This is a genomic window from uncultured Gimesia sp. (assembly GCF_937910335.1).
In the GTDB taxonomy this organism is placed as follows: domain Bacteria; phylum Planctomycetota; class Planctomycetia; order Planctomycetales; family Planctomycetaceae; genus Gimesia.
Map to the genome: position 1 here is coordinate 1 of NZ_CALEMX010000571.1, position 3,048 is coordinate 3,048.

A 3,048-nucleotide genomic window follows, 5' to 3' on the forward strand; every position below is an offset into this window, starting at 1 on the left:
ACTAGAAAATCGCTATGAAACCTAAACTTAACAAAGTTAAAATAAGCTGGTGACCAAAGCATATCCTTGATTCCGTACAATATTAATACCGACTTCTGTTAAATCTCACACACATTTCACATCTTTTTGGTGATCACGGCTTGAGCATGTGACATCTCAGTCTTACCAAAAGTAATAGGAGTGCGATTCAAATTTCTCAGATATCCACGTAATAATTTTCCACATTGTCACATCTCATCAAAGAAAAACTGAATAAGACTCGAATGCGACCATTTTTCGGACCTGATCACGATGACTCAAAAAAACTGCTGATTCTTGACAATTGAATTCCCACAACCACTATTCAGCCCCATAACGACGATATCATGGTCTCTTTTGAAAACGGTTTTTAAAACTGTCCAACAGAGCTCAACGCTCAATCTCCCCCAAATTCAATCTCTTTTTCAAATCTGAATGAATTCGCCTTTTGGACAAGATACAATCAGAACGTTGATCATTGCGCGGTCAACCTTTACATTAAACAGTGAATAAAATGAATCGTGGTTCAGTAACTAAAACACACAAAATCCACCCTGCCATCAATAAAAAGGAACTCAGTCAAATGCCAGTTCGAATTCTCTCTGCAGTAACTTTGCTGCTTTTCAGTTCTTCGTTCGCCGCCGCTGAAAATTGGCCACAATGGCTAGGACCAGATCGAGCCAGCATCTGGAATGCTTCCGGCATTGTAGACTCCTTTCCAAAACAGGGACTGAAAGTCGAATGGCGGGTTCCCGTCGGACTAGGATACAGTGGCCCGGCTGTCGTAGACGACAAAGTCTACCTGATGGACTACATCAAAAAATCAGGCGAACTGGTAAATAATCCAGGAGGGACTTCTAAGCTACAGGGTCAGGAACGCGTTCTGTGCTTCTCGGCAAAGACCGGCAAAGTTCTCTGGGAGCATTCCTATCACTCTCCCTACGATATCTCCTATGCAGCGGGCCCCCGTTGCACTCCCACTGTCGCTGATGGAAAAGTCTATACACTGGGCGCTGAGGGAAATTTGATCTGCTTCAATGCAGAGAACGGCAATGTCATCTGGAGCAAGGATTTCAAAACAGATTACAACGCCAAAACCCCCTTCTGGGGGCACGCTGCCAGCCCACTGGTGGAAGGTGACACACTCTACTGTCTGGTAGGAGGCAAAGGATCAATCGCAGTCGCTTTTGATAAAAATACAGGCAAAGAGCTCTGGAGATCACTCGATAACAAGGAGACCGGCTATTGCCCGCCAACCATGATTTCACATAAAGGAACCAGACAACTTTTGATCTGGCATCCCGCTTCACTCAATTCACTCAATCCAAAAACAGGCAAAGTCTACTGGACGATCCCGCTCAAACCCGGTTACGGCATGTCAGTCACCGTTCCTCGTCAACAGGGAGATTTTCTCTACGTCTCTGCAATTGGCGACGAAGCGGCCTGGATCCATCTGAAAAACGATTCAAAACCAACGGCCAAAGTCGTCTGGAAAGGAAAAACTCGCTCTGCCCTCTTCTGCTGTAACAGCACTCCTTTTATCGAAGGCAATACTATTTATGGCTGCGATATCAATTCAGGAGAATTCATGGCAGTCAATTTGAAAGATGGCAAACGACTCTGGACTACGAAACAGGTAACCAATGCCGGCCGACGCGATCGCCATGCGACGGCATTCATCGTCAAACATAACAACCAGTATTTCCTGTTTACCGAAAAAGGAGATTTGATCCTCGCCTCATTGTCTCCAACAGGTTACAAAGAAATCAGCCGCTTTCACGTACTCGAACCAACGAATGAAGCCTTCGGACGGCAGGTTGTCTGGAGTCATCCCGCATTCGCAAACAAATCACTCTTTGCACGTAACGACAAAGAGTTAGTCCGCGTAAGTCTTCAGAAATAGAAACGCATCCAGAAAGCCAACTTAACTCGGAATCCTGAACAGCACTCCTGGTCGTCAGTTAAATAACGACCAGGAGTGCATCAGCAGGCGTAGGATTATGGTTTCTCTGCTTTCGCAGGAATCGTCGCCTTCTCCTTGGCTTCTACTTCCTGCTTCATATCGACTTCAGATATCCCTGCTACATTCGGAGCGGAATATAACTCGGTCTCCGGATAGAATGCATACCAGGCAAACCAAAAAGAGTACATCCATCTCACAGCTTTATCAGGATTCACAACGCGCAACGATTTCGCTTGAGGATTATAAGCCAGTGTGAATTTTTCCCCTCCCAATTCCTGCTCCAATTTCTGGGGCTCTGTGAGATGTTGAAAAGCAGAAACAGGGTAGGCACGCATCTTGTCACCCACCCAGACTCCCAATAGCGCGGATTTATTTGGTAAACGAGCGTCCTGATTCTCGACTTGAAACATCAAGATCATATCATCCGCAAAATAGGGGGCATAAGCTCGATTAGTATAATCACGTGAATGACCTGTATCAGCAGAGAGAACTTGAGTTTTCGGATACCTCTGTTTCCAGTCTTCCCAGGTCGTCAGCTCAACAGGCATAGTACCTAATTTTTCTTTGACACGCGGTCCGGCAATCCCTTGCGACATCATCTGAGACCACAGCCCATCAGTTCCACTTGACCCGGATCGGTCATAAAGCAAGACGTTACTGTTGTATAAAAATCCAGAAACTCCAAACTCCAAATCACCGCCTGTCCCTTTCCGATTGTAAACTGCCAACGAATCACATAATGGGCAATAGGTAACTGCAAATGAAGTCTTACCGATTTTATCATTGACTACCTCGTGCAAATCCATAATTTTCAATGGATAGGCTCGGGCTTGACCTTCGAAAACAACTCCCGCTAACCGGTCGCCTGGTTGCATAAATGCTGCATCTGCCACGCTGATAAATTCCGGATCCGTCAGGGCAGGAATTCCATCTTTAGGAACTCCCCCATTGTGAATTTCACTTTCCGCCAATATCAGACCTTCTGTATTGAATTCGGAATCTGCTACATTGCTTTGCCACCATCTTCCGAACTTAAAAGTGGCACACCGTACACGTAAATCTGGTTT

Annotated in this window: 2 protein-coding genes; one reads left to right on the forward strand and one right to left on the reverse strand. The window is 45.6% G+C overall.

What is annotated here, in order from left to right; translation table 11 throughout:
* Positions 1 to 601: 601 nt before the first annotated feature.
* Positions 602 to 1,921 (forward strand): PQQ-binding-like beta-propeller repeat protein, encoded by a 1,320-nt coding sequence (locus tag Q0668_RS23430; protein ID WP_298868970.1) that lies wholly within the window; start codon positions 602 to 604, stop codon positions 1,919 to 1,921.
* Positions 1,922 to 2,016: 95 nt separating this feature from the next.
* Here Q0668_RS23430 and Q0668_RS23435 read toward each other — a convergent pair.
* The coding region (locus tag Q0668_RS23435) for a DUF3179 domain-containing protein (RefSeq protein WP_298868971.1) at positions 2,017 to 3,048 on the reverse strand (1,032 nt) is incomplete at its 5' end.

What these genes read in the sequence shown, in the direction of transcription:
- Q0668_RS23430 (WP_298868970.1), top strand. Translation starts at nt 602, where the DNA reads ATGCCAGTTCGAATTCTCTCTGCAGTAACTTTGCTGCTTTTCAGTTCT.